Origin of the sequence: Streptosporangium canum, assembly GCF_900113865.1 — a bacterium.
GTDB lineage: Bacteria > Actinomycetota > Actinomycetes > Streptosporangiales > Streptosporangiaceae > Streptosporangium > Streptosporangium canum.
Window position 1 is genome coordinate 43,535 of the sequence record NZ_FOQY01000011.1, and the last position, 23,031, is coordinate 66,565.

20 protein-coding genes are annotated in these 23,031 nt (G+C 70.0%); 11 read left to right on the plus strand and 9 right to left on the minus strand.

The window, feature by feature from the left end; all coding sequences use genetic code 11:
* Nucleotides 1-114 precede the first annotated feature (114 nt).
* A complete protein-coding gene (locus BM085_RS17995) occupies nucleotides 115-1,698 on the minus strand; it encodes a trypsin-like serine peptidase (RefSeq protein WP_245789379.1) in 1,584 nt (527 codons plus the stop codon).
* 314 nt (nucleotides 1,699-2,012) lie between these two features.
* Here BM085_RS17995 and BM085_RS18000 point away from each other — a divergent pair, with 314 nt between their 5' ends.
* Nucleotides 2,013-2,537, plus strand: coding sequence for an SSI family serine proteinase inhibitor (locus BM085_RS18000; RefSeq protein WP_093888124.1), 525 nt, complete (start codon nucleotides 2,013-2,015; stop codon nucleotides 2,535-2,537).
* Nucleotides 2,538-2,725: 188 nt separating this feature from the next.
* Here BM085_RS18000 and BM085_RS18005 read toward each other — a convergent pair whose 3' ends face one another.
* Nucleotides 2,726-3,841 carry a trypsin-like serine peptidase gene (locus tag BM085_RS18005; RefSeq protein ID WP_093888125.1) on the minus strand — a complete coding sequence of 372 codons (1,116 nt, stop codon included), beginning with the start codon at nucleotides 3,839-3,841 and terminating at the stop codon, nucleotides 2,726-2,728.
* A gap of 317 nt (nucleotides 3,842-4,158) precedes the next feature.
* Here BM085_RS18005 and BM085_RS18010 point away from each other — a divergent pair, with 317 nt between their 5' ends.
* The 3 genes from BM085_RS18010 (at nucleotide 4,159) to BM085_RS18020 (ending at nucleotide 7,848) form a co-directional block, all read left to right on the plus strand.
* Nucleotides 4,159-5,619 (plus strand): acetyl-CoA synthetase, encoded by a 1,461-nt coding sequence (locus BM085_RS18010; RefSeq protein ID WP_093888126.1) that lies wholly within the window; start codon nucleotides 4,159-4,161, stop codon nucleotides 5,617-5,619.
* Nucleotides 5,620-5,822: 203 nt separating this feature from the next.
* Nucleotides 5,823-6,785 (plus strand): zinc-binding dehydrogenase, encoded by a 963-nt coding sequence (locus tag BM085_RS18015; protein WP_093888127.1) that lies wholly within the window; start codon nucleotides 5,823-5,825, stop codon nucleotides 6,783-6,785.
* 184 nt (nucleotides 6,786-6,969) lie between these two features.
* Complete coding sequence (locus tag BM085_RS18020) at nucleotides 6,970-7,848, plus strand: oxygenase MpaB family protein (protein WP_093888128.1); 879 nt, start codon at nucleotides 6,970-6,972, stop codon at nucleotides 7,846-7,848.
* Between the two features lie 80 nt (nucleotides 7,849-7,928).
* Here BM085_RS18020 and BM085_RS18025 read toward each other — a convergent pair whose 3' ends face one another.
* The 6 genes from BM085_RS18025 to BM085_RS18050 all read right to left on the minus strand — a co-directional run bounded on the left by BM085_RS18025 (nucleotide 7,929) and on the right by BM085_RS18050 (nucleotide 15,289).
* The gene (locus BM085_RS18025; protein WP_093888129.1) at nucleotides 7,929-8,660 is read right to left on the minus strand and encodes a PadR family transcriptional regulator; all 732 of its coding nucleotides are present in this window, start codon (nucleotides 8,658-8,660) and stop codon (nucleotides 7,929-7,931) included.
* Nucleotides 8,657-9,454, minus strand: a complete 798-nt coding sequence (locus BM085_RS18030) for a DUF4097 family beta strand repeat-containing protein (RefSeq protein ID WP_093888130.1) — start codon at nucleotides 9,452-9,454, stop codon at nucleotides 8,657-8,659. The genes BM085_RS18025 and BM085_RS18030 overlap by 4 nt, the downstream gene beginning before the upstream one ends.
* Before the next feature lie 71 nt (nucleotides 9,455-9,525).
* The gene (locus BM085_RS44485; protein WP_086567678.1) at nucleotides 9,526-9,702 is read right to left on the minus strand and encodes a DUF6104 family protein; all 177 of its coding nucleotides are present in this window, start codon (nucleotides 9,700-9,702) and stop codon (nucleotides 9,526-9,528) included.
* A 67-nt stretch (nucleotides 9,703-9,769) separates the two neighbouring features.
* Nucleotides 9,770-13,441 (minus strand): multifunctional oxoglutarate decarboxylase/oxoglutarate dehydrogenase thiamine pyrophosphate-binding subunit/dihydrolipoyllysine-residue succinyltransferase subunit, encoded by a 3,672-nt coding sequence (locus BM085_RS18040; protein ID WP_093888275.1) that lies wholly within the window; start codon nucleotides 13,439-13,441, stop codon nucleotides 9,770-9,772.
* Nucleotides 13,442-13,611: 170 nt separating this feature from the next.
* Entirely contained in the window at nucleotides 13,612-14,277 is a 666-nt protein-coding gene (locus BM085_RS18045) for a B3/B4 domain-containing protein (RefSeq protein WP_093888131.1), read from the minus strand.
* 118 nt (nucleotides 14,278-14,395) lie between these two features.
* Nucleotides 14,396-15,289: a glutathione S-transferase family protein gene (locus BM085_RS18050; protein ID WP_093888132.1), complete on the minus strand. Its 894-nt coding sequence runs from the start codon at nucleotides 15,287-15,289 to the stop codon at nucleotides 14,396-14,398.
* An 80-nt stretch (nucleotides 15,290-15,369) separates the two neighbouring features.
* Between BM085_RS18050 and BM085_RS18055 the strand changes: the two genes are divergently transcribed.
* The 7 genes from BM085_RS18055 to BM085_RS18085 all read left to right on the plus strand — a co-directional run bounded on the left by BM085_RS18055 (nucleotide 15,370) and on the right by BM085_RS18085 (nucleotide 21,774).
* On the plus strand, nucleotides 15,370-16,416 hold the full coding sequence (locus BM085_RS18055) for an MBL fold metallo-hydrolase (RefSeq protein WP_093888133.1): 1,047 nt from the start codon (nucleotides 15,370-15,372) through the stop codon (nucleotides 16,414-16,416).
* Nucleotides 16,417-16,628: 212 nt separating this feature from the next.
* Complete coding sequence (locus tag BM085_RS18060) at nucleotides 16,629-17,639, plus strand: ABC transporter substrate-binding protein (protein ID WP_093888134.1); 1,011 nt, start codon at nucleotides 16,629-16,631, stop codon at nucleotides 17,637-17,639.
* Nucleotides 17,636-18,430 (plus strand): ABC transporter ATP-binding protein, encoded by a 795-nt coding sequence (locus BM085_RS18065; RefSeq protein WP_093888135.1) that lies wholly within the window; start codon nucleotides 17,636-17,638, stop codon nucleotides 18,428-18,430. Before BM085_RS18060 ends, BM085_RS18065 begins: the two co-directional genes overlap by 4 nt.
* Complete coding sequence (locus BM085_RS18070) at nucleotides 18,423-19,241, plus strand: ABC transporter permease (RefSeq protein ID WP_093888136.1); 819 nt, start codon at nucleotides 18,423-18,425, stop codon at nucleotides 19,239-19,241. Before BM085_RS18065 ends, BM085_RS18070 begins: the two co-directional genes overlap by 8 nt.
* Nucleotides 19,241-20,569: an LLM class flavin-dependent oxidoreductase gene (locus BM085_RS18075; RefSeq protein ID WP_093888276.1), complete on the plus strand. Its 1,329-nt coding sequence runs from the start codon at nucleotides 19,241-19,243 to the stop codon at nucleotides 20,567-20,569. Before BM085_RS18070 ends, BM085_RS18075 begins: the two co-directional genes overlap by 1 nt.
* A complete protein-coding gene (locus BM085_RS18080) occupies nucleotides 20,566-21,087 on the plus strand; it encodes an NADPH-dependent FMN reductase (protein WP_093888137.1) in 522 nt (173 codons plus the stop codon). The genes BM085_RS18075 and BM085_RS18080 overlap by 4 nt, the downstream gene beginning before the upstream one ends.
* A gap of 180 nt (nucleotides 21,088-21,267) precedes the next feature.
* Nucleotides 21,268-21,774 (plus strand): flavin reductase family protein, encoded by a 507-nt coding sequence (locus tag BM085_RS18085; RefSeq protein WP_093888138.1) that lies wholly within the window; start codon nucleotides 21,268-21,270, stop codon nucleotides 21,772-21,774.
* Nucleotides 21,775-21,922: 148 nt separating this feature from the next.
* Here BM085_RS18085 and BM085_RS18090 read toward each other — a convergent pair whose 3' ends face one another.
* Complete coding sequence (locus BM085_RS18090; protein WP_093888139.1) at nucleotides 21,923-22,981, minus strand: NAD(P)H-dependent amine dehydrogenase family protein; 1,059 nt, start codon at nucleotides 22,979-22,981, stop codon at nucleotides 21,923-21,925.
* Between the last annotated feature and the right edge of the window lie 50 nt (nucleotides 22,982-23,031).

The window sequence follows — 23,031 nt, forward strand, 5'->3', positions numbered from 1 at the left end:
GATCTGCTTTAACACCGTTACCTGGTGAAGTTTGTCCTGGGGGGCATAAGCACCCCGTCAAAGCGTGGAAGAGCCCTGTGGTAGCGGCCCTTCCACGCTCACGACGTCCGCGCCTTAGCCGGGGAGCTTCCCGGTCCAGAGGTTGGCGGCGTGCTTGTAGATGCCGTAGGTCTCACCGTTGAAGTACGGGGTGGTGACCCGGTCGTAGCGGTTGTTCTTGTCGCTGTCGATCGTCAGGCTCACGACACCGTTGAGGTAGCCGGTCCGCTTGCTGCTCTTGTACTGCAGCAGGAACGGGCCGCCGCTGGCGCCCGGGGTGAAGGCGCACTTGATCGCCTGCTGCTCCTCGGCCTTGTAGGCCGGGACCACGGGGGCGGCGGCGGTGGTGCCGTAGCACCACTTCATGGTGTGCCCGGAGTAGGGCTTGTTGCCGTCGGGGTGGGCGGCGGTCGGGTAGCCGAAGGTGAAGACCTTCTTGCCCAGCTTCTGGTTCCAGGTGAAGCCCTGGCCGCCGACGTTGTCGCCGAGCCGGCCGGAGTCCGCCATGAGCACCACGAAGTACTTCGTGTGGAAGTAGAGCTCCTTGACGGTGGTCTTCACCCACTTCTTGATGAAGTACTGGGTCTTGAACCAGGCGATCTCGGTGCCGTTGGCGTCCTTGGTGACCTCGAGCTTGCCGAGGAAGTCGCCGTTGCCCTTCTCCTTGACCAGGCGGGCGTACTCCTCCTGGCTGATCGGGGTCTTGACGGTCTTCCGCTCGAACTTGTTGCCGTTCTCGAAGCCGGAGGGAGCGTTCTTGTAGACGCTCTCGACGACCTCGGCGGCGGTCAGCTTGACGCCGTTCTTGCCGGTGGCGATGTACTCGTCGACGTTCTTGGAGGTGACGTCGGCGGGCTTGGCGACGGTCTCGACGGTCGGGTCGGCCGCCTTCTTCCAGTACGGGCCGAGCTCGCCGTACTTCTCGTAGCCCGCCTCGAACTCGGACTTGGAGATCTCCTTGTCCTCGGTGTACTTGAAGCCCTTGGCGGCTTCGTACTCGGACCGCTTGACCTCCTTGACACCCGTCTGCTTGAAGCCGTTGTAGACGTTGACGAAGGCGTAGTCGTAGTCGTAGTCCTCGAAGACGGTGAAGTCGTCGTGGGTGTTGACCTTGGCGCCGACGTAGATGCCCCAGGGAGCCTTGCCCTGGTAGTAGCCGGGGATGAACACGAAGTTGCTGAACGGCTTGTTCGTGTCGGTGTCGTACACGCAGTGGCCCGCCGTGGCGACCAGGTTGCGGTACTTCGACTGCACCGAGGTGCCGGAGCACCAGCGCTCCTGGCCCTTGCCGTCGACGAAGAAGACCTTGCCCACGGTGATCGGCAGGTTCAGGTTCTTCGACTTGCCCGCGGACTTGCCGCCCTCACCGGTGGGGGCGATGGTGCCGGGCTTGCCGTCGGCGGCGGCCTTGGCGGCGCCGGTCTTCGTCAGCTTGGCGGAGACGGTGGAGTCGGAGATGTAGCTCTTCGCCGACTTGAGCTTGGAGGAGGTCCAGTAGCCCGCGATGGCCTTCGCGTTGCCGGACGAGGTGAGCGACGACGACTTGACGTCGGGCGCGGGCGCGGCCTGGGCAGCGCTTGCGAGGGGGGCGCCGATCATGGTGGTGGCCACGAGGGCACCGCCGAGGGGGAGGACCAGGCGCTTGGCTCGGGTGTTCAATCTAGCTCCTTCTTTGTCATGGGCCACTCGGGACGGCCCACGCATGCGTAAAGAGACAAGAGGAGACCGTACTAGGCAAAGAACGGTTAAAGCGCTACAAATCGGGCAACAGGCCGGACCGATATGAGTTCGTTACCAAAACCGTGGAACCGAACTTTCAAGATCCGCGTCTGATCTACCCTCGCTTGACCGGCCGTGCGGGCGGGTGCCGCACAAGACCATGACCTGCGAAAACACGGGAGTCGGTCGTTGCCGGGGCGGGGCGGGTGCGCAAGGCTGAGCGGGCACTCGGCGTCACGCGAATCGGGGGTTCCATGCGACGTCTTCTCTGCCTGGTGGCTTCGGGGCTCTTCCTGCTCTCCGGTACGGCCGCCGCCGCGCCGCCGCCACCGCTGCCGCTGGGCGGGTCGGGCCCGTCCGTCGCGGAGCCGGGTCCGCCGTGGTCCTACCGGGACTGGCTCTCCCCGGACGAGTCCGCCCCGGGCCGGCCGGTTCCGGTCAGGCCGATCGCGCGCAGGCCGGCCGTCGGGGCGAAAGCGTTCACGCTGAGCATCGCGCGAGGGGAGAGGCCGTCGCCGGTGGCGGGCCGCGCCCTGCTCGTGTGCGATCCACCGCAGGGCACCCACCCCGTGGCGGGCGAGGCGTGCGAGGCGTTGAACAGGGTGGGAGGTGACCCCGCCGGGCTCAGGCCGCCGCCGGACCTGATGTGCACGATGCAGTACGACCCGGTCACCGTGACCGCGACCGGCACCTGGAACAACCGCTACATCCGGTACGAGCGGACCTTCGGCAACCCCTGCTCGCTGCGCGGCACGACCGGCCCGCTCTTCTCCTTCTAGAGCCTTCCGCCGGTTCCCCGGGTCTTGCGAAGCTTCCGGAAGGCACGGGGAACCCGGTGGAACATCCGGGATCCCGTATCGGGGGAAGGGACCCCGTATCGGGGAAGCTGGAGGGGCCCGGTCCGAGGACCGGGCCCCTCGTCGCGCGGGGCCGGCCGAATGGCCTCACGGCCGGCCGTGAGGTGCGGCTACTTGGTCCAGCGGTTGGCCGCGACCTTGTAGACCTGGTAGGTGTCCCCGTTGAAGTACGGCGAGGAGATCCTGTCGTAGCGGTCGTTCTTGTCGGTGTCCCAGGCGACGCTGTTGACGCCGTTCAGGTAGCCGGTCCGCGTGGAGTTCTTGTACTTCAGCAGCCACGGGCCGCCACTGGCGCCCGCGGTGAAGGCGCACTTGAAGCCGACGTGCTCCTGGAGGTTGTACTTCGGCGCGGCGGGCATGGCGCCGGTCGTGCCGAAGCACCACTTCATCGTGCGGCCGGTGAAGGGCCTGTCCCCGTCGGGGTGCAGGCCGGCCGGATAGCCGAAGGAGAAGACCTTGTTCTTGACCTTCTGGTTCCAGGCGAAGCCCTGGCCGCCGACGTTGTCGCCGAGCCGGCCGACGTCCTTGACGATCGGCTTCCACGTGCCGTCGGCGCCCTTCTCCCAGTTCACCTTGAACCCGGAGTGGACGTTGACGAAGGCGTAGTCGAAGTCGTAGTCCTCCTTCACCACGAAGTCGTCGTGGGCGTTGAACCACTTGGCCGCGTAGATGCCGTAGGGGTTCTTGCCGTCCCACGCCTGGTTGCCGTCCCAGTAGGACGGGATGAAGATCCAGTTGTCGTAGAACCGGTTGGTCTTCACGTCGTAGACGCAGTGGGCCGAGGTGGCGACCAGGTTGCGGTACTTGCTCTGGATGGAGGTGCCGGAGCAGTACTTCCAGCTCCCCGGGTCCAGCGGGTTGGCGCCGGGCAGGGTGAAGAAGACGCGGCCGACGGTGTTGGGCAGGTTGACCTGCTTGCTCTTGATCGACCGGGTGCCCTCCTGGCCGATCGGCGGGACCGATCCCGCCCGCCCGTCGGGGCCGGCGGCGCTGGAGGCCTTGCCGCCCTTGACGCTGAGGTCGAGGTCGTCGGAGGCGTCGGTGGCCTTGCGCATCCGCTCCGGCGACCAGAAGGCGGTGGCCTCGCCGGCCGTCTCCGAGGCGGCCGAACTGACCACGTCGCTGGGGGCCGTACCGGCGTGGGCACCGGTGGTGGCGCCGATCACTCCGGCGATCATGAGAACGCCGGTGAGGGGGATCGTGAGGCGCCGTGCTCGGGAATTCAATGGAGCTCCTTCCGTTCTCGGCGGGGGACGGGACATCCCCTGCCAGGAAAACGATCGGAACGTTACTGAATGGATCAAGAGGTCGGCGAGGAATTGACGGGAAAAAGTCTGAAATGGTTCCCTTCGATGCGATGCTGTTATTTAAATAGCTATTAGTTATAATTTAACTAGCGGGTATTTTCGCAGGTGGGAGGGGTTGTGAGCCCACGTGTCTGGCACCCCGGACATCATCGACAACAATGCTCGCCGCCGGTTTCTCCGGTAACTCGGAGACCTCCGGACTATTAAACCGAACATCGTTCTGGTTGGATGTCCGCATGAGCGTAGATCCCCGAACTCCCTGCCTCATCGGCGTCGCCCAGCACACGGTCCGCGCGCAGCCGGGCCCGGAGCCGCTGGATCTGTGGGAGCTGGTCGCCCGTGAAGCCGCCGCCGACGCGGGGGCGCCCGGTGTGCTGGAGCGCCTCGACTCGATCCAGGTCGTCTACACCGACTCCTGGCAGTACGACGACCCGGCGGCCAGGCTCGCCGAGCGCCTGGCCGCCGAACCCCGGCACCGGGCCTACTCCAGGGTGAGCGGCACGGCCCCGCAGATGCTGCTCGGTGCGGCGGCCCGCCGGATCGCCGCAGGGGAGATGGACGCCGCGCTGGTCGCCGGGGCGGAGGCGCTGGCCACGCGCAGGGCCCTGCGCAAGGCGGGGGAGCGGGTGGCGTGGAGCCACCCGGCCGTTCCCAAGCCGCCCTACGGATGGGAGCGCCCCCCGCATCCGGCCGAGCTGGCCCACGAGCTGTTCCTGCCGGTCCACACCTACGCGATCATGGAAACCGCCCGGCGGGCGGCGAACCACGAGTCCCTTGAGGAGGAGCGGGCCCATCGGGGCCGGATGATGGCCCCGATGACGCGGGTCGCCGCGGCCAACCCCCATGCCTGGCACCGGGAGGTCCGGACGGCTCGGGAACTGGTCGTCCCGTCGGAGGACAACCGCCTCGTCGGCTGGCCGTACACCAGGCGCACCGTCGCGGTGCTGGAGGTGGACCAGGCCGCCGCCGCGATCCTGGTCGCCACCGGGTTCGCCGACCGGCTCGGCGTCCCCCTGGACAGGCGCGTCTACCTGCGGGGCTGGGCGTACGCCGAGGACACCTGGGAGGTCGCGGCCCGGCCGGAGCCGGGCTCCTCCCCGGCCATGGCGGCCGCGGCCCGGCGGGCCTTCGCGCGGGCGGGTGTCGGCCTCGACGACCTCGGCGCGCTGGACGTCTACAGCTGCTTCGCGGTCGCGCTGCGCTCGGCCTGCGCCGCGATGGGACTCGACCCGCTCGACGGCCGGGGGCTGACGGTCACCGGCGGCCTGCCGTACGCCGGAGGGCCGGCCAGCGACTACGTCCTGCACTCCACCGCGGCGATGGCCGGCCGCCTGCGCGCGGAGCCGGGCCACGGCCTGGTCACCGGGGTCGGCATGCATCTGACCAAGCACACCTACGCGATCTGGTCCACCGAGCCGGGGGGCGTGCTCGGCGACGGCGAGCCGGTGTACACCGCCGAGCCGGTGCCGATCGTGGCCGGATACGAGGGGCCCGCCACCGTCGCCGGATACACCGTCGCGCACGGCAGGGACGGCGCGGCCGAGCGCGGCGTCGTCGTCGCCGATCTGCCGGGCGGAGGCCGGGCGCACGCCCATCTCCGCGACCCCGGCCTGATCGCCGAGGCCGAGTCACGGGAGCTCGTCGGCAGGAAGATCCGCCTGCGCGCCGACGGGCCGGTGAACGTCGCGACCTGGTGACAGCGGTGCCCCCGGTCCGCGACACGGCCGGCGTGGGCGCTGAGGCCGGCGGACTCGAAGACGGGTGACGGCCGCGCCTTCCCGCGGAGGGCCTGTCCGGGACGCGGCCGGTTCCCACGTGGAGGGCCTGCTCGGGACATGGCCAGCGGGTGGTACGGCCGAGGCGACGCCGGGCGGGAGGCGTGGAGGCGTAGGGTGCGGCCATGTTCGCCGTAACCGCCACCAAGATCGATCCCGACAACCCGCTCGCCGGGCTCACGCTCGGAGAGCACCCCGAACCCGAAGTCCCCGACGGCTGGACCACCGTCGCGGTGCGGGCCGCCTCGCTCAACCACCACGACCTGTGGACCCTCAAGGGTGTGGGCATCCGCCAGGACCGGCTGCCGATCGTGCTCGGCGGCGACGCCGCCGGAGTCGACGAGGACGGCAACGAGGTCATCGTGCACTCGGTGATCGGCAGCGGAGCCGACGAGACGCTCGATCCGAAGCGGTCCCTGCTGTCGGAGAAGTACGACGGCACCTTCGCCGAGCGGGTGGCCGTGCCCCGGCGCAACCTGGTGCCCAAGCCCGCCGCGCTCAGTTTCGAGGAGGCGGCCTGCCTGCCCACCGCGTGGTTGACCGCCTACCGGATGCTGTTCGACAAGGCGGACCTGGAGCCGGGCTCGACCGTGCTGGTCCAGGGCGCCGGGGGTGGTGTGGCCACCGCGCTGATCACGCTGGGCCGGGCGGGCGGCTACCGGGTCTGGGCCACCAGCCGGTCGGAGGAGAAGCGGGCACGGGCGCTCGGCCTCGGCGCCGACCAGGTCTTCGAGAGCGGCGCCCGGCTGCCCGAGCGGGTCGACGCGGTGATGGAGACCGTCGGCCAGGCGACCTGGGACCACTCGCTGAAGGCGCTGCGCCCCGGCGGCCGGATCGTGGTCTCCGGGGCGACCAGCGGAGCCGTCCCCCCGGCGGACCTGAACCGGGTCTTCTTCCTGCAGCTCTCGGTGGTCGGCTCGACCATGGGCACCCGCGACCAGCTGGCCCGGCTCGCCCGGTTCCTGGAGCAGACCGGCGCCCGGCCGGCGATCGACCGGACGCTCCCGCTGTCCGGGGCCCGCGAGGGGTTCGCGGCCATGCACGAGGGCGACGTGTTCGGGAAGATCGTCTTCACCGGCGCGGGCTGAGCCGGGCGCGTGCGTGACCGGTGTCCGGACGGGCGTGATCGGTGCTCGGACGGCCGTGATCGGTGGCCGGACGGGCGTGACCGCGTGCCGATGTGATCTGGGTCACGTATGTAAGTGATGAGTTACTTCGCTGCCTTCCGGGGGATGAACACCTGTGAGCGACACATCCTCCGGGAGGCCCGCCATGACCGACGCGACCGCGCGCCCCGACCCCGAACCCTTCGGCCCCGGCAGTCTGCTCTGGGAGGGCATGGGGGACCAGCGGCTGATGCTCCTGCTCGGCGGCGCTCTCGTCATGCAGGTCATGCACCCGGCCATCGGCGCCGCGATCGGTGATCACTCGGTCTACCGGACCGACCCCTGGGGGCGGCTGACCCGCTCGCTCACCTCGCTGCAGACCTGGGTGTACGGCGGGCCGGAGGCGATCCGGGAGGGCAGGCGCCTGCGGGAGATGCACAAGGACATCCAGGGGGTCGACGCCCAGGGGCGGAGCTATCACGCGCTGAGCGCCGAGCCGTACGCCTGGGTGCATCTGACCGCCTTCGAGCGGGCCGTCACCATGGCGAAGTACTTCGGGCAGCCCTACTCCCCGGGGGAGGAGCGGCGCCTGTATGAGGAGATCATCCATCTCGGCCGGATCCTGCGGGTCCCCGAGCGGATGTTCCCCGCCACCGTCGACGACTACTGGCGCTACTTCCACGACATGGTCGACACCACCCTGGAGAGCCATCCGACGGCCCACGACGTGCTGCGCACCGCGCTCACCGTGGGACCCCCGCCGATCATGCCCGTGCCGCTGCGCCGGCTGTGGGGTCCGCTCGGACTCACCTCAGGCCGGGTCAACCACTTCGTCACGGTCGGCACGCTGCCGCCCGCCGTGCGCCGGAAGCTGGGGCTGCCGTGGACCGCACGCGACGAGGTGCGGCTGCGCCGGCTCGGCCGGGCGGTCGCGGCGACCGTGCCGCACCTGCCCGAGCGGGCCAGATACATGCCGATCGCCTACCGCGCCAGGCAGGTCGCACGGGCCCGGGAGCGTCTCGTCCGCGCCATGCGCGTCGCCTGACCGCCGGGGTACGGCCGACCCGGGCGCACGGGGCGGGAGCCCCGAAAGCAGGAGGGGCGGGCGCGGGCCGTACAGCAGGATCACCGGAGCGCGTCTCGGATGCGCCGGGCGGCGTCGTAGAGCGCGTCCTGCGCGGTGGCGAGGGTCTCCTCGGTCACCTGGGCGCCGGCCGCGTCCCCGCGGAGCTCCTCGACGAATTCGGCCAGCATCTGGCCGAGCCGGGCGTCCCTGTCACGCGACCCGTGGCCGGTGAAGCTGTCGGCCCAGACGCGCTTCCAGTCGTGTTTCCACTCGTGGCTCTGGCGCTGCCATTCCTGCTTCTGCCGCTGCCATTCCTGCTTCTGGCGTTGCCACTCGGCCTTCTGCTCCCGCCAGGCCTCGCGCTGCTCGTTCCTGGACCGGCTCTGCTCCTGCCCGGAGCCCTGGCGCACGTCCCGCGCCATCTGGGTGAGCTCCTCGCGCAGCGACTTGACCGTGTCGCGCACGTCCTCCTTGACCTCGCGGGCGATGTCGCGGACGGAGTCGGAGATCTCCTGCTCCAGGTCGGCGAGCTCGTCGAGCCGGGTGTTCAGCTCGTCGCGGCCCCGGTCGGTGATGGTGAAGACCTTCTTGCCCTCCAGGACCTCGTGGGTGACCAGGCCCTCCTCCTCCAGCCGGGCCAGGCGCGGATAGATCGTGCCGGGGGAGGGCGAGTAGACGCCGAGGAAGCGGTCCTGGAGCAGCCGGATCACCTCGTAACCGTGGCGCGGGCTCTCCTCCAGCAGTTTGAGGAGATAGAGCCGGAGCCGTCCGTGACCGAAGACCGGACTCATGCCTGCTCTCCCTTCAGAAGAGTGACGGCCGCCGAGACGGTGGTCGCCGACAGGGACGCCATGCCGCCGCCGATCCGGCCGGTCAGCGTCCTGGCGCCGGGCTGGTTGGAGCGGCGGAGCTCGGCGAAGGCGGTGTCGAGCCTGCCGGAGGTGGAGCGGATCGTGACATCGGTCTCGACTCCGCGCGGCAGCCGGAGCATGATCTCGCCCGAGACGCTGTTCAACGTCACGTGACCGGTCGGCGGGAGCTCCAGGTCGGCGGTGATCCGGCCGGAGACGGTGGTGGCGCGGAGCCGGCGGGGCGTGCCCTGGGCCACGGTCAGCTCGCCCGAGACGCTCTTGAAGGACAGGTCGCCGACCAGGCCGCGGCTCTCCACGTCGCCGGAGACGGTGTCGGCGTGGATCTCGCCGCTCACCCCGTCGAGCACGATCTCACCGGAGACACTCTTGACCGAGGTGCGGCTCTCGAAACCGGCCACGACGGCCGAGGCGGAGACCACTCCCGCGTTGACCGGGCAGTCCTTCGGCACGGTCAGCGTCAGCGTGGTCTCGCGGCGTCCGGGGCGCAGCCAGCCGAGCAGGCCGTCCCAGGTCAGGTCCTTGTAGGCGACGGTGAGTGTGCCGTCGTCCTCGTGGGTGACGATCAGTGGCGGGTTGCCGATGTCGGCGACCTCAAGGGTGGGCGGGCCGTCGCTGGCCAGCACCGCCAGCCTGCCCGCCACGATCCGGACGTTGAGCTTTCTCACGGTGTCGAAGGTGAGCTGCTCGGGTTTCTCGATGGTCCACTGCCGCATGTTCGTGACCTCCTTCTACAAGACACGATATGTCGCGTCGTAAGCGGAGGTCAAGATATATCGCGACTGCTTCAGTCGTCCTCGTCGTCCAGCCGGGCCAGCCAGGTGGCCAGCCGTTCCACCGGGGTCTCGAACTCCGGGTTCAGGTCGACGAACTCGCGCAGCCGCTCGGCCAGCCACACGATGTTGACCTCCTCCTCGCCGCGGCGCTCGACAAGCTCCTCGATGCCCCGATCGGTGAAGTACATCGTTCTCCTCGCAGTAACGGGGAAGTCCCCCACAGGGGCTCCTGTGGGGGACTTCCGAAGGTGGTGCCTAGCTGAAGATCTCTCCCAGCATCTGCTGCAACTCCGCCTCGTGCGCGGAGTGCGAGCCCGTCGCGGGGGAGGAGTTCGCCTTGCGGGAGACCCGCTTGATCGGACGCCCGCCGAAGGTGTCGGGGTTCTCCGCCAGCTTCAGCGTCAGGAACGGCCACGGGCCCATGTTGACGGGCTCGTCCTGCGCCCACACCAGCTCGACGCCGTCGGCGTATCGTCCCAGCTCGGCCGCGAGCGGGTTCATCGGGAACGGGTAGAGCCGCTCCAGACGGACGATCGCCACGTCGGTCCGGCCCTGCCTGTCACGGGCCGCCGCCAGATCGTAGTAGATCTTGCCGGAGCAGAGCACGACCTTGCGCACCTCGGCCGGGTTCACCGTGGTGTCGCCGAGCACCGGCCGGAACGAGCCCGAGGTGAACTCGCTGACCGGCGAGACCGCCGCCTTGTGCCGCAGCAGCGACTTGGGCGTGAACACCACCAGCGGGCGGTGCCGGTTCGACTTCGTCTGCCAGCGCAGCAGGTGGAAGTAGTTCGCCGGCAGCGTCGGCTGGGCCACGGTCATGTTGTCGTAGGCGCACATCTGCAGGAAGCGCTCGATGCGGGCCGAGGAGTGGTCCGGGCCCTGACCCTCGTAGCCGTGCGGCAGCAGCAGGGTGACGCCGGAGCGCTGGCCCCACTTCTGCTCGCCCGCGGTGATGTACTCGTCGATCACGGACTGGGCGCCGTTGACGAAGTCACCGAACTGGGCCTCCCAGGCGACCAGGGCCTCCGGGCGCTCCACGCTGTAGCCGTACTCGAAGCCGAGCGCGGCGTACTCGCTGAGCAGCGAGTCGTAGACGTAGAACTTGGTGGTGCCCTCGTTGAACGTCTTGAGCGGGGTGTGCTCCTCGCCCGTGACGCGGTCCACCAGCACGGCGTGCCGCTGGACGAAGGTGCCACGCCGGGAGTCCTGGCCGACCAGGCGGACCGGGTGGCCGTCGATCAGCAGCGACCCGAAGGCGAGGGTCTCGCCCATGCCCCAGTCGATGCGGTCCTCGGCGACCATCTGCCCGCGGCGCTGGATGACCGGCAGCAGGCGCGGATGGATCGTGAAGCCCTCCGGCAGGTTGAGCTGGGTGTCGACGATCCGCTTGACGGTCTCCTCGGAGATCCCCGTCGGGGTGTCCTCGTGCGACCAGGGGATGATGGAGTCCACGTCGACCGGGCGGGCGAACTCGCCGGTCGACTCCTTGGACGCCGCGCGGGTCTCGGCGAAGGCGTTCTCCAGCTTGGCCTGGTAGTCGCGGAGCGCGCCCTCGGCCTCCTCCACCGTGATGTCGCCCCGGCCGATCAGCGCCTCGGTGTAGAGCTTGCGGGTGGAGCGCTTGGCGTCGATCAGGTCGTACATCAGCGGCTGGGTGAAGCTCGGGTTGTCGGACTCGTTGTGGCCGCGGCGCCGGTAGCAGATCAGGTCGATGACGACGTCCTTGCGGAACGCCTGGCGGTATTCGAACGCCAGCTTCCCGACCCGGACCACGGCCTCGGGGTCGTCCCCGTTGACGTGCAGGATCGGGGCCTGGATCATCCGGGCCACGTCGGTGGCGTACACGCTGGAGCGCGAGGACGCCGGCGAGGTGGTGAAGCCGACCTGGTTGTTGACCACGATGTGGACCGTGCCGCCGGTGCGGTAGCCCCGAAGCTGCGACAGGTTCAGCGTCTCGGCCACCACGCCCTGGCCGGCGAAGGCCGCGTCGCCGTGGACGAGCACGGGCAGGACCGTGAAGCCCTCCTCGCCCCGCTCCAGCAGGTCCTGCTTGGCGCGGACCACGCCCTCCAGGACCGGGTCCACCGTCTCCAGGTGCGAGGGGTTGGCCACGACCGAGGTCTTGAGCTTGCTGCCGTCGGGTGAGACGAAGTCACCGGTGGCGCCCAGGTGGTACTTGACGTCGCCGGAGCCGTGCGCCGTCCGCGGGTCGATGTTGCCCTCGAACTCGCCGAAGATCTGGCCGTAGGACTTGCCCACGATGTTGGCCAGCACGTTGAGGCGGCCGCGGTGGGCCATGCCGATGACGGACTCGTCGAGGTTCTCCTCCGCGGCGGCGGAGAGCACCGAGTCGAGCAGCGGGATCAGCGACTCGCTGCCTTCGAGCGAGAAGCGCTTCTGGCCGACGAACTTGGTCTGCAGGAACGTCTCGAACGCCTCGGCGGTGTTGAGCCGCTCCAGGATGCGCAGCTGCTCCTCGCGGTCGGGCTTGGCGTGGGGACGCTCCACCCGGGCCTGGATCCAGGCGCGCTCCTCGGGGTTCTGCATGTGCATGTACTCCACGCCGATGGTGCGGCAGTAGGAGTCACGCAGCACGCCGAGGATCTCGCGCAGCCTCATCAGAGGACGGCCGCCGAAGCCGCCGGTGGCGAACTCGCGCTCCAGGTCCCACAGGGTCAGCCCGTGGGACTTGATGTCGAGGTCGGGGTGCTTGCGCTGCTTGTACTCCAGCGGGTCGGTGTCGGCCATCAGGTGGCCGCGGACCCGGAAGGCGTGGATCAGCTCGATGACCCGGGCCGACTTCGCCACGTCGTCGTCGTGCGTGGTCGAGATGTCCTGGACCCAGCGGACCGGCTCGTAGGGGATCCGGAGGGCTTCGAAGATCTCGTCGTAGAAGCCGTCCTCGCCCAGCAGGAGCCGGTGGACCTGGCGCAGGAAGTCACCCGACTGGGCGCCCTGGATGATCCGGTGGTCGTAGGTGCTGGTGAGCGTCATGACCTTGCTCACCGCGAGCCGGGAGAGCGTCTCGGGAGAGGCGCCCTGGTACTCCGCGGGGTACTCCATCGCGCCGACACCGATGATCGTGCCCTGCCCCGGCATCAGACGCGGCACCGAGTGGACGGTGCCGATCGTCCCGGGGTTGGTCAGCGAGATCGTGGTGCCGGAGAAGTCGTCGACGCCGAGCTTGCCGGCCCTGGCCTTGCGCACGACCTCCTCGTACGCCACCCAGAACTGGCGGAAGTCCATGCCCTCGGTCGCCTTGATCGACGGCACCAGGAGCTGCCGGGTGCCGTCGCTCTTGGCGACGTCGATGGCCAGGCCGAGGTTGACGTGCTCCGGCTTGACCAGCACGGGCTTGCCGTCGGCCTCGGCGTAGGAGTGGTTCATCTCCGGCAGGGCCTTGAGGGCCTTGATGACCGCGTAACCGATCAGGTGCGTGAACGAGACCTTGCCGCCGCGACCGCGGGACAGGTGGTTGTTGATCACGATGCGGTTGTCGATGAGCAGCTTCGCCGGGACCGCGCGCACGCTGGTGGCCGTCGGGACCTCGAGGCTGGCCTCCATGTTGGCAGCCGTTCTGGCGGCGGCGCCGCGCAGTCGGACTTCCTCGGCACCGGCGGGCAACTGCGTCTCCTGCTTGGGCTTGTCCGCCGGGGTGGCCTTGGCCTTCGGCGCGGTGGTCACCGGTGCGGCGGCAGGGGTCGCCGGAGTCGCAGCCGGGGTTGGAGTGGCGGGCGCGGCTTTGGCCGCCCCCGGGGGCGCGGCTCTGCCGGACCCGGAATCAGGGGTGTAATCAGCGAAGAAGTTCCACCAGGCACGGTCCACAGACTCGGGATCCTGGAGGTACTTCTGGTACAGCTCGTCGACAAGCCATTCGTTTTGACCAAAGGCTGCCAGCGGGTTTGTCCGCGACGACTCAGACGACACGGCGGAAATCGCCCTCTTCCGCAGATCGGCGTTGATGATAGAGAACCTGTCCAAGGCTACTCGCCTGGACCCGGAGCTGCGCCGATCTGACCGCAGCTCGCTGCTCGATCCTCCCAGTATCGTCCAAAACAGCCACCCCCGGGGGGTCTATATGGGGGGTGCGGGCCTGGTCACCCATGCGCTATGAGCCGTGACTCGACCCGGATGCCCGGAGTGACGATCTTGAGCGACTCGACCAGTTCGTCCCCCGCCGCGCGCAGCTCCTCCAGCGACATCGGCGCCAGCCGCTCCAGCAGGAACAGCGCGTCGACGGTCTCCTCGGTGATCCGGGTGCGCACGCACTGCCGCCAGTTCCAGCGCCGGCAGGTGGCGCCCCTGTCGTCGCGCCAGACCACCTCGCCGATCTCCGGATGGTCGACGCCGGGCTCGCCCTTCTCGACGACCTCGAACGGCTCCTCGCCTGTGGCGCGGATCAGCCGGGCCGTCCCCTCGTAGTGGGCCAGGTCCTCCCCGCCGATCGGCAGCCCGTGCCTGACGCTGATCGCGTTGTAGGCGTCGACCACCTGGTTGATCTCCGGCAGCGGCATCCGCCTGACCAGCGCGTCCACCGACGGTCTGGTCCGCTGCGGCTTCGCCCCGAAGGCCCGGTAGGCCTCCCGCCACGCCTCGACCTTCGGGTCCTCGGCGCTCACCGCGCTGTCGGCCGCCCCGGCCAGCCAGGCCCGGGACCTGTCGTCGGTCGGTCCGTTGCGCAGGCCGTACACGCCCATGGCCAGGACCGCGAAGTCCGGTCTGAGCGCTGTTACGGCGGGGTCCACCCAGATGTCCTCGATCACACCCCTCAGCTTAGGCCTTGCCCGCCCTTCGGTCAGGGAGGAGCCGTGCGCATCGAGGCGGCGGACGAGCCTTCGATCACCGGTCACCTCTCGCCCGCAGGCGGATCCGCCGGGGCCGTCACCCGGCCGTCCAGTCGAGCTCCGGGCCGCGCGGCACGATCCGGCTCGGGTTGATGTTGGTCTGCGTCATGAAGTAGTGCCGCTTGATGTGGTCGAAGTCGGTCGTGTCGCGGAACGCCGGGATCGCGTACAGGCGCCGGGCGTAGGCCCACAGCACCGGATAGTCGGTCAGCCGCCGGACCGCGCACTTGAAGTGGGAGTGGTAGACCGCGTCGAACCTGGCGAGCGTCGGGTAGAGCCGCACGTCGCTCTCGGTGAGCGCGTCGCCGTGCAGGTGGCGGCGGGTGGCGAGCCGCTCCTCCAGCAGGTCGAGGGTGTCGAAGACCTTGGTGACCGCCTCGTCGTAGGCCTCCTGGGAGGTGGCGAACCCGGCCCGGTAGACGCCGTTGTTGAGCCCGTCGAAGATCACCTCGTTCAGCGCGTCGATCTCCCCGCGCAGCGCGGCCGGGTAGAGGTCGGGCGCGCCCTCGGCGTGCCACGGCGCGAAGGCGGTCTCCAGCGTGAGGGTGATCTGGGGGTAGTCGTTGGTGACCAGCCGGCCGGCGGTGGCGTCCCAGACGCAGGGCACGGTGTAGCGGCCCTGGTAGCCGGGATCGGAGGCCAGGTAGAGCTCGGAGAGGTACTCCACGCCGGTGACCGGGTCGCCGCCGGGGATCCGCCAGCCCTTCTCGTCCCTGATCGGGTCCACGATCGTCACGCCGACGGCCTCCTGGAGGCCGAGCAGCTCGCGCACGATGAGCGAGCGGTGCGCCCAGGGGCAGGCGTAGGAGGCGTAGAGCCGGTAGCGGCCGGGCTCGGGCGGGTGCTCGCCGCCCTCCTCGATCCGCTCCGTGAACCGGTTCGGCTGCCGCACGAAGCGTCCGCCCTCGGAGATCTCGCGTCCCAGCTTCATGGATCGACCGTACGCCACCCCGAGTAGAACATGATTCGGTTCAGGGGGCAGAATGCGGGGCGACGAAGGGAGCCGGGGACATGGTGACGGCGGCGAACGAGGCGCAGCGCGCGGCATGGCGAGGCGGAGGGTTTCCCGAGGTGGAACGGGTGCGGCCGGGGCTCTGGTCGATCCCGGTGCCGATCCCGATCAACCCTCTCCGCTACGTGCTGGTCTACGCCCTCGAACTCCCCGACGGGGTGGCGATCGTGGACGCGGGGTGGGACACCGACGAGGCGTACGGCGCGCTGGCCGCCGGGCTCGGGACCGCCGGATACGAGGTGACCGACGTCAAGGCCGTCCTGGTCACCCACATCCACCCCGACCACTACGGGCTGGCCGGCCGGATCCGCGAGGTGTCGGGCGCCTGGATCGGGCTGCACCCGGCGGACTCCCGGCTGCTGCGCGACCGCTACGACGAGGCCGGAATCGACGACCTGGTGGCGCGGGAGCGCCTGCTGCTGGTGCGGTCCGGGGTGCCGTCGCCCCTGCTGGACGAGCTGGCCGGGGCCTCGATGGCGCTCCGGCACTACGTGACCATGGCCAGGCCCGACCGGCTGGTCGAGGACGGCGACCTCCTCGGCCTGCCCGGCTGGGACCTGCGGGCGGTCTGGACCCCCGGTCACTCGCCGGGGCACGTGTGCTTCGTCGAGCAGGAGCGGCGGCTGCTGTTCTCCGGCGACCACGTGCTCCCCCGGATCACGCCCATCGTGGCGGTCCATCCGCAGTCCGCGCCCAACCCGCTCGCCGACTACCTCGAGGCGCTGGCGGCGGTGCGCAAGTTCGACGTGGACGAGGTGCTGCCCGCGCACGAGTACCGGTTCCTGGAGCTGGCCGACCGGGTCGACCACGTGATCGCCCACCACGAGGAGCGGCTGGCCGAGATCGAGGCGGTGGTCGGCGCCGGGGACGGGGTCACCTGCTGGGGCGCGGCGACCGGGCTGAGGTGGGCGCGCCCGTGGGAGACCATCCCGCCGTTCATGCGCCGGGGGGCGAACAACGAGACGCTGGCCCACCTGGTCTGGCTGGAGGCCAGGGGCCGGCTGCGCCGGGTCGCCGGTGAGCCCGACCTGTGGTTTCCCGCGTAATCCCTGGTGGGGTCGGGTGTCGATTCCCTCCAAAGCATTTCATGCAAAACAAGTAGGAAATATTGACTTAGTGCCGAGTCGTGCGTAGCTTCTCCGGTATGGGCCTCTATCTGACCCGGTGTGCACATGTCGACTTCTGTCGAGTGTCCAGCGCCCAGTGTCCGTGATCACGAACCGACTCCACCGTCCCCTCATTTCTCAGGACGTCAATCGTGATCAAGCTCAGACAAGTCCCTCTCTCCGTGCTGCTGGTGGGGCTCCTCACCGCCTGCGGCGCGCGGGCCGCCGCCGAACCCGGCGGCCCCGAGACCCTGGAGCTCCGCTACCAGGGCAGCGTCGGCGCCGTCACCTTCCCCGAGTTCGCCGAGGAGCTCGGCTACCTCGGCCCCATCAAGCTCACGTGGATCGGCAACACGATCTCCGGTCCGCAGGACATCCAGGCCGCGGCCACCGGTCAGACCGACTTCGGCGGCGCCTTCAACGGCGCCATCGTCAAGCTGGTCGCGGCCAGGGCCCCCATCAAGGCCGTGATCGGCTACTACGGCAGCGACAAGGACAGCTACATCGGCTACTTCGTGGCCGACGGCTCACCGATCAGGGGCCCGCGCGACCTGATCGGCAAGAAGATCGGGGTCAACACCCTGGGCGCCCATCTGGAGGCGGCGCTCAAGGAGTACCTCAAGCGCGGCGGGCTGACCCCCGGCGAGATCAAGCAGGTCGAACTGGTCGTCGTGCCACCGGTCAACACCGAGCAGGCGCTCCGCCAGGGCCGGATCGACGTGGCCGCGCTGAGCGGCATCCTCCGCGACAAGGCGCTGCTGCGCGGCGGGATCCGCCCGCTCTTCAAGGACGTCGACCTGTTCGGCCCCTTCACCGCCGGGAGCGTCGTGCTCACCGAGCGGTTCATCGAGCGGAACCCGAACACCACGAAGAAGTTCGTCGAGGCCTTCGCCAAGGCCGTCGAGTGGACCCGGACCCACTCCCGCGAAGAGGTCGTCGCCAAGGCGAAAGAGATCATCGCCAAGCGGAAGCGGAACGAGGACACCACCGCCATCGAGTTCTGGAAGAGCAGCGGGGTGGCCAACAAGGGCGGCGTGATCGACGCCAGGGAGTTCCAGACCTGGGTCGACTGGCTGGAGCGCGAGGGCGAGATCAAGAAGGGTCAGGTCAGGGCCGAGGACCTCTTCACCAATGCCTACAACCCGTTCGGAGGCACCCGATGAAGATCCAGATCCAGGGAGTCGGCAAGGAGTTCCGCGTGCGCGGCGCCGGCCGGCCGTTCACCGCGCTCGACGACGTCACCCTCGACGTGCGGGCCGGGGAGTTGCTCACCCTCGTCGGGCCGAGCGGTTGCGGCAAGTCCACCCTCCTCGACCTGCTCGCCGGGCTGACCGAGCCGACCAGCGGCCGGATCCTGCTGGACGGCGCCCCCGTCGACGGCCCCGGCCTGGACCGGGGGATCGTCTTCCAGCAGTACGCGCTGTTCCCCTGGCGCACCGCGCTGTCCAACGTCGAGTTCGGGTTGGCGGCGAAAGCCGTACCGAGGAAGGAGCGCGCCGAGCGGGCCAGGTCCTATCTGGACCTGGTCGGGCTGCGCGGGTTCGAGGAGCGCTATCCGCACGAGCTGTCCGGAGGCATGCGCCAGCGCGTGGCCATCGCCCGGAGCCTCGCCTTCGACCCGGACGTGCTGCTGATGGACGAGCCGTTCGCCGCGCTGGACGCGCAGACCCGCGAGTCCCTCCAGGAGGAGCTGCTGCGGATCTGGGAGAAGACCGGCAAGACGATCGTGTTCATCACCCACGGCATCGACGAGGCCGTCTATCTCGGCCGGCGGGTCGCGGTCATGACCTCCCGGCCCGGCCGGATCAAGCGGGTCGTCGACGTCGAGTTCGACTCCCGCGACGGAGACCTGCGGGCCGACGCGCGCTTCGGCGAGTACCGGCACCAGGTGTGGACGCTGCTCCGTGACGAGGTCGCGGCCGCCAGAACGGAGGAGGTGGTCCACGTTGGCTAGCCTCTCGACCGGCGTCACCGCCGCCGGTCTCCCGGCCGGCGTCTCCGCCGGCCTGGGACGCCTGGCCGCGACGGCGGGCCGGCGCGTCGCCGCCCTGGGCGTGCTCGCCGCGCTCTGGGAGAGCCTGCCCCGCCTGCGGGTGGTGGATCCCACCTTCCTGACGCCGCTGTCGGAGGTCCTGGTGGCCTGGTGGGACCTGCTCCTGTCCGGGGAGCTGCTCGAACACACCCAGGCCAGCCTGATCAGGTCCCTGGCCGGATTCGCCCTGGCGATCGTCGTGGCCATCCCCCTCGGCCTGCTGATCGGCTGGTACAAGCCGGTGGCCGAGCTGCTCGACCCGGTGCTCGAACTGTTCCGCAACACCGCGGCGCTCGCCCTGCTCCCGGTGTTCGTGCTCATCCTCGGGCTCGGCGAGACCTCCAAGATCTCGATCATCCTGTACGCCTGCGCCTGGCCGATCCTGCTCAACACGGTCGCCGGGGTGAAGAGCGTGGACCCCCTGCTGATCAAGTCGGCGCGGTCCATGGGGCTCCGCCCGGTCCGGCTGTTCCAGAAGGTGATCCTCCCGGCCGCGGTGCCCACGATCTTCACCGGCATCCGGCTCGCCGGGGCCTACTCGATCCTCGTGCTGGTCGCCGCCGAGATGGTCGGCGCCAAGGCCGGCCTGGGCTACCTGATCACCTACGCCCAGTTCAACTTCCGGGTGCCCGACATGTACGCCGGAATCCTCACGATCTCCGTGCTCGGACTGCTCTTCAACCAGCTCCTCGTCCGTCTGGAGCGCCGCTTCTCGACGTGGAGGACCACCTGATGGCCACCCGGAAACTGCATCTGAACGCCTTCCTGATGGGCGTCGGCCACCACGAGGCCGCCTGGCGGCACCCGCGCACCGAACCCGCCAGGATCGCCGACGTCCGGCACTACCAGGAGCTCGCCCGGATCGCCGAGCGCGGCAGGCTCGACTCGGTCTTCCTCGCCGACGGCCTGGCCCTGTGGGGCGACGTCAGGCACAACGCGCTCGGCGGGCTGGAGCCCCTCACGCTGCTGGCGGCGCTGGCCACCGCGACCGAGCACATCGGCCTGGTCGCGACGGTCTCCACCACCTACAACGAGCCGTTCCACGTGGCCCGCAAGTTCGCCTCGCTGGACCACATCAGCGGCGGCCGGGCCGGCTGGAACATCGTCACCTCGGCGAGCGAGGCCGAGGCGCACAACTTCGGCGTCGAACGCCCCGCCCACAAGGACCGCTACGACCGCGCCGCCGAGTTCCTGGAGGTCGTCACCAAGCTCTGGGACAGCTGGGAGGACGGGGCGATCCTGGGCGACCGCCGCAGCGGGGACTACGCCGACACCACCAGGATCCACGCCCTCGACCACGCCGGCCACCACTTCCGGGTCCGGGGCCCGCTGAACACCTCCCGCCCCCCGCAGGGCCACCCCCTGCTGGTCCAGGCCGGCTCCTCCGAGGACGGCAAGGAGTTCGCCGCCCGCTTCGCCGAGGCCGTGTTCACCGCGCAGCAGACCCTCCAGGAGGGCCGGGAGTTCTACGCCGACCTCAAGTCCCGTCTCGGCCGGTACGGCAGGCGCGGAGACGAGCTGCTGATCCTCCCCGGCATCTCGCCGATCATCGGCTCCACCGAGCGGGAGGCGCTCCTGCTGGAGAAGGAGCTCGAAGAGCTGATCATCCCCGAGTACGGCGTGCGGCAGCTCTCGGGGATCCTCGGCGTGGACCTGTCGGGCCATCCGCTCGACAGCCCCCTGCCCGAGGTGTCCCCACCGGCCGACGGCCAGCAGAGCCGGTTCAAGCTCGTCACCGATCTCGCCCGGCGCGAGCGGCTGACCCTGCGGGAGCTGATCAACCGCCTGGCCGGAGGCCGGGGGCACCGCGTGGTCACCGGCACTCCCGAGCAGGTCGCCGACCAGATCCAGAAGTGGTTCACCAGCGGCGCCGCCGACGGCTTCAACATCATGCCGCCGGTCCTGCCGAGCGGCCTGGAGGACTTCGTCGACCACGTCGTACCCGAGTTGCAGGTCCGTGGCCTGTTCCGCACCGAGTACGAAGGCCGCACGCTGCGCCAGAACTACGGCCTGGCGCGTCCGGCATCCCGTTTCGAGCAGAAGGCGCCGGTGGCTTCATGAGCATCGTGACCGTGGTGGGCAACCCGCGAGCCGGGTCGCGCACGTATGACGTGGCCGTCCAGGCCACCCGGACCATCGCCCGGCGGATCGGCCGCGAGGGGCCGTCCGAGATCGTCGACCTGTCCGCCCTCGCCCCCCTGCTGTTCGCGCCGGAGGCGTCGTCCGCCGTGGAGGCCGCGCTGGAGATCCTCACCCAGGCGAGCGTCCTGGTGGTGGCGAGCCCGACCTACAAGGGCACCTACACCGGCCTGCTCAAGACCTTCCTCGACCGGCTGCCGGGGGGCGCGCTGGCCGCCACCGTCGCGCTGCCGCTGCTGGTGATGGGGGACGCGCGGCATGCCCTGGCGGTGGAGGTCCATTTCCGGCCGCTCCTGGTCGAGCTGGGAGCCACGGTCCCCACCCCGGGTCTGGCGCTGCTGGAGTCCGAGATCCCCGACCTCGACGCCGTTCTCGGCCGCTGGGCCGGACGGGTCGTTCCTCAGGTCGCCGCGGCGCTCAGGGAAGGAGCTCCGGCATGACATCGGGAAGAGATGGGGTTATGAATGGGTTGCCGACCATAAGCGTGTTTCATGCCGCCGAGGAGGAAACGTGATCGGGCGGAGCGAGGTAGCCGGAAGGCGGAGCACCTTGATGATGTTCGATGAGCCGCCGAGGTCCCACGAGCCCACGCGTCCCCCCGGCTTCCCGAACGAGGACTCATGACCGAGACCCTGCCCGGCCGGGCGGTCGACGGCGAGCGGTTCCGGCAGGCGCTGGCGGTCCACGCCGCCGGGGTGGTCGTGGTCACCGCGCAGTCCGAGGGGATCCCGGCCGGCCTGACGGCCACCTCGTTCTCCTCGGTCAGTCTCGCGCCCCCACTGGTCTCCTTCTACGTCGACCAGTCCTCGACCACCTGGCCCTGGCTCCGCCAGGCCGACCACTTCGCGGTGAACGTGCTGGCCAGCGACCAGGCCGAGCTGGCCTCCCGGTTCGCGCGCAAGGGCGTCGACCGCTTCGCCGCCCCGACCTCCTGGCGGCCCGGCCCGCTGGGCGTCCCCCTTCTGAACGGCGCGTCCGCCCAGCTGATCTGCTCCCCGCACTCCACCGTCGACATAGGGGACCACGTCCTCGTGGTCGGCCTCGTCACCGAGACCAACCTCGACCCCGGCGGCCGCCCGCTCCTCTACCACCAGGGACGCTTCGGCCGCTTCATCCCGCACCCCTGACCCCGCGGGGGAACGCCTCTCGTCCGGGGCGTTCCCCCATGGACGGCGGGTCGGCGGCGGCCGTCGAAGCTCGGCCCGTCGCGGACGCCCGCGCATCGGGGGCAGCCGATCCCGCGGCCGGTGGCGACGCCGTCCCGGGCGGGCGCGGTCAGGTGAGACGGACGGTGCCCCGGCCGGTGGCGAGGGGCAGGTCCAGGAGGGTGCGGATGCCGGGCGGGGCGGCGCAGAGGGCGGGCACCGTGTTGACCGCGTGGGCGGCGGCGCCGGCCAGGCCGTGGGACATCTCCTCGACGGCGAGCGTCATCTGGGGGACGCCCTCGATGTGGACGGTGAAGCCGGGCTCGGGCCAGCGGCGCACCTTGGTGGCGTCGGCCTTGTAGACGCACTCCACGGTCATGAAGGGGCGGCCGCGGACGAGGCCGGTGAACGTCCAGCGGGAGGCGCACACGGTGCCGACCCTGACCATGCCCGCGGCGATCTCGAACTCCTCGGCGGCGAGCTCGAACTCGTCGCTCTCCTCGACCTCGTCGAGGGTCACGTCGAGGTTGCCCGCCACGAACTGCACACTCTCGGCGAACAGCGAGCGCTGGAAGGCGCGGAACGGGCGGACGGCGGCGGCGTAGTCCTTGGCCGAGCGGGTGAAGCCGAACAGGTCGACCACGATCTGGCGGGACGGGTGGCCCCGGAAGTCGGAGGACTCGCGGACGTAGATGTGGTCGATCCGGTTGGACAGCCCGGTCAGGGCGAGGGGGAGCAGGTCGCTCATGAAGCCGGGATTGATGCCGGTGCCGTGCAGGGAGGCGTTCCCGGCGCGGCAGGCGGCCTCCAGGCGTTCCACCACGCCGGGGCCGTAGCACTGGGGGTAGACGAACCCGGTCGTGGTGACGACGTTCTTGCCCGAGGCGAGCAGGGCGCAGATCGTCTCCACGTCGCTCGGGTGGTCGCCGCCGAAGTAGGAGGCGGGCAGCGGCATGTGCAGCACGCAGTCGGCCTCGGTGGCGAGGATCTCGTCGACGTCGTCGGTGCAGGTGACTCCGGTCGCGGGCAGTCCGACGAGCGTGCCGGCGTCCTGACCCAGCTTGTCGGGGTCGTAGACGAGGACCCCGACGAGATCGAACTCCGGACGGGTGATCAGGGCGCGCAGTGAGTAGCGTCCAACGGCGCCGGTGGCCCATTGGATCACTCGGAGGGGCGGAGATGAGGGCATGCGTTGCCTCCAGCCCGGGTCTCTGGGCGGGGCCGTGCTGGGAGGAGTGT